The 7,131-nt window shown below is 40.4% G+C and carries 5 protein-coding genes; all 5 read right to left on the bottom strand.

Annotated features, from left to right (window positions below; translation table 11 throughout):
• Window positions 1–100: 100 nt before the first annotated feature.
• From cas4 to BIY37_RS00055, 5 genes are read right to left on the bottom strand one after another with little or no spacing between them, the layout of a single operon-like run.
• Complete coding sequence (gene cas4, locus BIY37_RS00035) at window positions 101–784, bottom strand: CRISPR-associated protein Cas4 (protein WP_070065809.1); 684 nt, start codon at window positions 782–784, stop codon at window positions 101–103.
• A complete protein-coding gene (cas7c, locus tag BIY37_RS00040; protein ID WP_080324731.1) occupies window positions 777–1,925 on the bottom strand; it encodes a type I-C CRISPR-associated protein Cas7/Csd2 in 1,149 nt (382 codons plus the stop codon). The genes cas4 and cas7c overlap by 8 nt, the downstream gene beginning before the upstream one ends.
• Window positions 1,922–3,799 carry a type I-C CRISPR-associated protein Cas8c/Csd1 gene (locus BIY37_RS00045; RefSeq protein WP_070065810.1) on the bottom strand — a complete coding sequence of 626 codons (1,878 nt, stop codon included), beginning with the start codon at window positions 3,797–3,799 and terminating at the stop codon, window positions 1,922–1,924. The genes cas7c and BIY37_RS00045 overlap by 4 nt, the downstream gene beginning before the upstream one ends.
• Complete coding sequence (cas5c, locus tag BIY37_RS00050) at window positions 3,793–4,566, bottom strand: type I-C CRISPR-associated protein Cas5c (protein WP_070065811.1); 774 nt, start codon at window positions 4,564–4,566, stop codon at window positions 3,793–3,795. The genes BIY37_RS00045 and cas5c overlap by 7 nt, the downstream gene beginning before the upstream one ends.
• Window positions 4,563–6,887, bottom strand: a complete 2,325-nt coding sequence (locus tag BIY37_RS00055) for a CRISPR-associated helicase/endonuclease Cas3 (protein ID WP_070065812.1) — start codon at window positions 6,885–6,887, stop codon at window positions 4,563–4,565. The genes cas5c and BIY37_RS00055 overlap by 4 nt, the downstream gene beginning before the upstream one ends.
• Between the last annotated feature and the right edge of the window lie 244 nt (window positions 6,888–7,131).

Here is a 7,131-nt window from a genome sequence, read left to right on the forward strand (position 1 = left end):
GCAAAATACTATCGTGGCATCATAAACAATCTCTGACATCTGGTAAGACTGTAGTTCACGATACCCGCCATGTGGCGGTATAAGCGGGGATTCTTTTGGGTCAGTCATTTTTCGCCTCCTCTTTTGCCTCTGATGCGGAATCCACCACATTCATCAGATAATTACTTGCCTTTTTGCTCACCTTCGGCATACACAGATTCAGCAAAGAGCATTGCTTGCACTTTTTTGAATATTCAGCCTTTGGCGTTATGCCTGAGTCAATGAGCTCATGCACCTTTCTTGCTGCATCCTCTGTCCTCTGTCGCAATGCGTCATCGAAGGCAACATCCATGCGACGCATGGTTTTACCATAAAAAATCGCACCGGTTGAAATATTACCCCCTAGCATTTCCTCAAGGCATATTGCCTGAGCGCAAAGCTGAATTGCAAAGCTGAGTTCATGACGAAGATATCCTCTTTTATACTCAACCGGAAACGGCACCCATAATCCCGATGCGCCTTCAAGCTTAACTCCGACTGTTGCTGTTTTATGGAACTCCACCATATCAGCTTTGCCAACGAGTCCGAGAACAAGGGAACGTAGCCAAACACTGCGCACTATGCGCACACTTCCGCGCGTTTCCGAGAAAGAAGCATCATCAACCCGCTCATGAAGAATAGTCCCCTCCGCGGTACATACATTGTCTTCCCATACGCACTCGATAAAATGCAATGCTGCCCGGCGTTCACAGAAAGTGAAGTCGGCAAGCGCAGAGATGGGGACCAAGTCGTCTTCATTATACATTTTTAGCTTTGTCTTCTTTTAGTGGGATATCCCAAATTATCTGATTTGCCATTATCTCGTCATTAATATTACTTTTGAGAGCATTCCCCCAATAATCATTAATAGAATCAGGGAATTCTTTATCCTTATCTTTTTTCTCAACTTTTACCATGTCGAATAGTTTATGCGCATGTTCATTACCGAGCGGTCTTGAATGTTGAAAATCAACAAGTCCCACTACTCTCATTCCAGAGCGGTTAGAAGATGGGTCATCTGTAAACATGTGTGTCATGGCAAAAAGAAAATTGTCCAGATCAAAATAGGTAAATCTGGTTTTTGCAGCAAAGGCAGGAGAAAAATAGATATGCGCCCTGTAGAGTCCATAATCTATATTATATTTTCGCCCCATAGTGCGATTGCCGCCAGTCTTCTCATCACCTTCACTTTGCTTTTTTGACTGTTCCACCTCTTTCTTGCTTGTTGAGCAGCAACGAGTAATTGTGGAATCCAACTGAAGCACCTTATCCAGCGACTCAGCAAATGAGAATTGAATAGGTCCCCTGACCTGTCCGTAGAAACTGCCCTTAAGCGGTCCTTCCGTAGAAATCACACCGCCGAAGGCTCGCAAATCAAAATAGGTTTTGCACAGAGCATCCCGATAGGATTCCTGCTTCTTTTCTTCCGCAGGATTAATTTCTTCTTGCTTCTCTGTATTATCATCTGTTTTAGCATCTTCTTTCTTACCCTTTGCTTTCTTTGTTTTCTTGGCATCCCAGCTTTCAATTTTTTGACTATACTTTTCTACAAATATTGCCTTGGCTAAATCCTCTATTGGCTTGGCTTCCATCAACTGCTGTAGAATCGCATTTTCTTTTATAAAAATATCGTAACCATCTTCCAGACTGTCTTTTAAATCTCCATTAGTCTTGTAAATGCTGAAAAAGTTCCTAATCTTTCTTTTCAGGCAGACATCCGTAACCAGTCCTTTCAAAGTATTCGGCTGAATTCTTGGCATATTTTCAGCGTCAGGGTCGCCGTTGGGATTTGCCTTTTTCGCCTCAAACAGCAAAACTATGTCATGGCGTTCGGTAACTACATCAGAAACTTTCTTCCTTTTGGGAAGTACTAAACCATGTAGAAGTTTATCGGTATTGTTGGTCATTTTTGTTCCTCCTCTATTTGGTTATTGGTTTGAATATTTTGCCCGGTATCTTTTTTATTAGTTTTCAATCTCCTTGACCGTTCTCGCTCATAATAAAAACCTATTGCAAAGCGTCCTTGATCTTCAAGACTTAAGATCCTTGGAAATTCTTTGCCGATGGTTTCTTTCAATCGGGAACATACTTTTGCCAAACCTTCAAAGTCTTCTTCTACCCCATCACCGCGTTCTTCCTTTGGAATGCCGTATTCTAGACAATTTGCCCATCCACCACCGATTTTGTTTAAGTGATGTCTAGTCAAATTACAAAGTCGAGGGAAAATCAGCGCTGGTGTCTTAGACGCAATAGCGTAAACCCTGTTGGCAGGTGAGTTGTTTGTGCCTCCACTTTCTCTATGCGCTTCTTGATGAATTTTATCCAAGATAGCCAAAAGCCGCCCGCATAAATACCCAGGATTGTTTTCAATATCGTGTCTTTTCTGTTCCATAGTATCTCCTCCTTTCATTATTTTAAAAAATAGTTTTATTACGGCCGTTCTTGCAGCCAACCGTTTCTCAAAATCTTTTTCTTCCGCTCCTTTCGCCATTTCTACGCCCTGCCTGATTAAGACCGACTTAAATAATTTATATGTTACTGGGAAACCAAACAGCGCGGTTTCAAATAAGGATATGTAAGTATTTGGGAGCGGTTTTGCTGGTTGTCCTTTCTTTGGTTTTCTAACCGTTACGCCTGCAAGTTCCGAAACAGAGAATGTAGTATCTTCTCCCTTTAGAGGCACAACTATAATCTGAAAATAGGATTTAATCTTTTCTTCTGCTTCTTTTAAAGTCTCGGTATGCCATGAATAAATTGAAAATCTCCCTCTTTTTGGCGCTATTAGCACGGCATAAAAATTGGATTTCTCAATACTTGGCTGCATGCGTCCCCAGATATTGTTAAAAAAATCCTTCACCTCCAGAGTATCATTTTTTGAAATAAGCGAAACAAAGCCTGTTGAATTGACAGAATCTTTATTTTTTGCCCAGAAAACCGCTGTAATATCTCCCATGGTAATATTGTAATTTTCATCTGCCAACATCCAGTTCAAAGCTGCGGCAGATTTTTCAGACGTTTCAACGCGCAAAGGTGTAGTTTGTTTCCCCAGACCATAAGATATAAATGGTTCCTTGTCAAAAGAGGCAAATGGAATATTGTTAAAGACTATAGGGAAAAATTCTGTAAGCTTACCGATGTCTGGCAAAATAAAGTCTTTGCCATCGGGTAAAAGCTCCAAAACCTCGTTTCTTACTTTCTCATTGCGCGATATCCACCATTTTTGTATTTCTTCATCAAGAAATACGATCTTGCCATTGACCCGAAACGAGATTCTTTCTTTGTCTTCATTAAATCGTTTCAATAAAGTTTCCTTTTCCTTATCATCAGAGGACGACAAATCATTAACCGGAAAGTCTGGATCTTTTTGCAAGTACAGCTTTATAGCAGATAAAAGCCTGTTTTGAGGTAACGCTTCGGCTGCCTCGAAAATTACTGCCCGTGATTGATTTAGTTTCTTTATCTTTTTATCATCTTTTTCCCCATAAACACCGCCGGAAAATAATTCATTCGCCGGATATGTCAGAAAATCCGGAAGCCAATTAGACTGATTTGTGCAAACAGATTTAATCTCTCCTTTTTCAGCTTGGCAGTAAAGATTCACAGGCGTTTTATATTGCTTGCCTCTCTCATCTTTATTTTTTCCACCCGCCGTTGTCGGACTAAAGCTTAAATAATTTCCGTCAACGTCAAGGTCAATGAACCAATGGACTTTTCTTTTACGAAATGATTCGTGACCGGTTAATCCTTGATTATCAGCAATTTTTAATAATTCTTCTAACATGCCTCTACCCTCTTTTTTCCGTTTTCTGAGATAATTCGGGAAACTGTCATCCATCCATTCTCGGCCTTAGCATAAAAAGCTTTAGCAACCGGATGAATTGTTTTACCATTTATTACCCACTTCTCAGGTCTTTCTTTCTTATTGCCCCAATGATTCCATACCGGAGAGAAGTCAAAATCATGAAACATATTGCCAAAATCATCGTTGACCGTTTGATCCACCTGTGCATTTTCATCCCATTCAAATTCACAAGGATATTCACGGCAACCCAAATAAGGTCTGTGAAAACATCTGCCGGAATTGACGCGCCTTTCAAATATCTTCCTGTATTTGACCACAGAAATAACGCCGTTATTTTTTATATATTCTTCGGGAACCTCAATGACCGCCTCAATCAAATACTCAACATCCTTTAAAATCAAACTGTGCCTTTGGGTATGACTTTCTTCTGTATCTGAAACATTAATAGGCTGGCCTGCCTTGCCTGAAAACGCAATTTTTGATGTTTTAAGTTCATTCCTTAAAATTGAAAATGGAACTCCTTTCTTTACTATGCCAATCCTTAAAATTCTCCAGATGAAACCAGATTTGTCTTGCCGTTTATCCGACTGTGGCTTTTCAATCGGTTTCATCAGGATTGCTTCGAAAATGCCTCTGGCCGCAGACGGCGTGATGACCGGATAGCTCACTCTTTCAACATGAAATTCCGGTCTTGTAAAACAAGCCCATTGGCCTTTAACACGAATGCGTACTGGCTCACTGATCATTGTGTCATCTCCTCTATAGTTAAACCGTTAAATTCCAATCCGTATCCGTAGATTCCTCCGCGATAAATTCCATTCCATAAGTAAAGATTGAGTTTATCATCAAAAGTAGCGCTGATATTTTCCCTATAGGGAGAATGTGAAAGATAATGATACGGTAAATTAATCATATATTTTTGCAAAATCCGCCAGTCGTCTCGGAGGAAAAATCCTCGTTTTATTGCAATATCATAAACTTGCTTTGCCTCTGTATCATGTTCTTTGTTCGCAATTTTTTCACGAAGTATTAGAACCGGAATGGTCTTTTCATCTATGAAATTAAAGAGCTTGTCCACTTCCTCGAAACGAAATTCCGCACGCGCTTTCTGTATAGCACATTCATCTGGAACGCTTAATTGATAGAGGAGGCGGAAATAGTGTTCAAAGGTTTCCGGATTCTCAGGATCAGCAAGATTCATTTTTCTCAGAAGATCCGTTTGTTTAGTTGCCGTAAAATACAGACCTTTGGATAATCCTTTGTCTGAAGGATGAAAAACATGAACCTTTCCTTTTTGAAGAAGCTTCCCATTACGATTACATCTGCCTGCTGCCTGAACTATAGAATCATAGGGTCCAAAAGCTCGCCAGACTTCAGGAAAATCTACATCCACCCCAGCCTCAATGCACTGTGTGCTAACTAAAAGACACGGCTGTTTATTTTTAAGCCTATTTTTAACCTCATCTAAAACAATTCTTCTATGCGACGGCATCATCCATGTTGAAAGATGGAAAAGATATTCATTGTTGTGACCGATTGCATTTTTAATGGCTTCATGCAAAGAACGTGCATTGGGTCTTGTGTTGACAACTGCCAAAGCCTGCTTCATAGGAGTATTGAGCATCTCGTTTGTAATGTCATTCCACGACTTCTTCTCATCTTGCCAATCATATTCTGTGCGTTTTAAAATATTGAAATGTTCTCTTGCTGTTTCTATGGGGATAATGGGAACTATGTTCTCTATTCCACAAGGCAAGTCTTCCGTCTTACTTAATGCAGGCTGAGTTGCAGTGCAGAATACAGCGGAGCATTTATACGGGCGTTTCGGATTCGTTAACTCATCTAACACATTTAAAATAGGCTGCAATAATAGTGGCGGCAATGTCTGCACCTCATCAAATATAATGACCGATTGGCAGATATTATGGAGTTTCCTGGCTTGCGAGGGTTTTCTCGAAAACAGCGAATCAAAAAACTGAACGCTCGTAGTTACAATAATAGGCGCATCCCAATTTTCTGCAGCCATTCGCCTTCTCTTAGCCTTCAAATCTATTTCGCCATCTTCCTTTTCTTTTTTGTAGTTAGACGCATTTTCTTCTTCAACCTGAGAATGGTGTTCAAGTATCATTTCTTTACCGAATACTTTTACGTATTCGCTTACAGTCTGTTCAATAATACTAAGATAAGGAATTACAACAATGATTCGTTTGAAGCGTTTAGGGTCATCAGGGACAAGCTTATCATTATGGAATTTTGCATGTTCCAAAGCGAATAGAATGGATGCAAGAGTTTTTCCGCCGCCTGTCGGAACACTCATTGAGAATAATCCTCGTTCGTTCTGAGCCGCCTGCTCAGCCAATCGTCCCACTTCATTTCTGACCTTCAGGACATCTTGAGATGCCTTCAGTTCCCTAACCGCCCTTTCCATACGATCATGAAGGTCTTTCTTTAGTTTTTGGATCAACTCATCGGGCTTAAATTCCGGCCATTTCCTCAGTTCAAGTGATGGATCATTCATTTTTTCAAATGCTTCGGTATCTAACCGGTCGGCATCAATCAAAGCGCTGAAAAGCATACGAGTGAAAAACTCTGCTGCAAACCAGCCCTCAGAAGTTTTGGTGGGGTCAAATTCCAAATCCTGCAACCATGATGGAAGAATCTCAGCAATGTCAGGACAAACCCAATTATTATCAGAGCCATGAAGAAGATTAGATGCTGTTACAGCCTTATTCAAATAGTCTTTTTGTCTCTTGCCTACATCACTACGATTATGAAGCCCTGAGTGATGACCATTTATTGCAAAAGCAATTGGCCACGCATCTTTTTTCAACGCAATCATAGCCCCATGATGGGCATGTGGTTTTTTATTTTTCACCTGCTTATCATCGCTCTCTAATCGTTGCTGAAACTCTGCTTCTACTTTTCCCAAGTCATGCAATAATCCTGCTATCTTCCCATGGAAAGAGGCATCAAACGCACCAGCGAAAACAGACGCTCTTAATCCCACATCTTCTAAGTGCTTGGATAATAGATGATCTTTATGTGCAAAATACTGCTGCTCCTTCATTGTATTTTCTCCTTCTAAGCATAATATTCTGTCATCTTGAATAACCCCTCATATCAGACCACAAACCCGCCGAATAAACCAAATTCACGGCGCTGAATTTATTAACAAATATTTTGCCCTGGCTGACCGAATTTTTCGGATGACCCTAAAAAATATTTCTGATCTTGTGAATTATCGGTATGAGTATACAGCCCTTTAACCATAAATAACCTCTTGATTGCCAGATCGGTAAATGCAGTTACTC

Origin of the sequence: Candidatus Brocadia sapporoensis (genome assembly GCF_001753675.2) — a bacterium.
In the GTDB taxonomy this organism is placed as follows: domain Bacteria; phylum Planctomycetota; class Brocadiia; order Brocadiales; family Brocadiaceae; genus Brocadia; species Brocadia sapporoensis.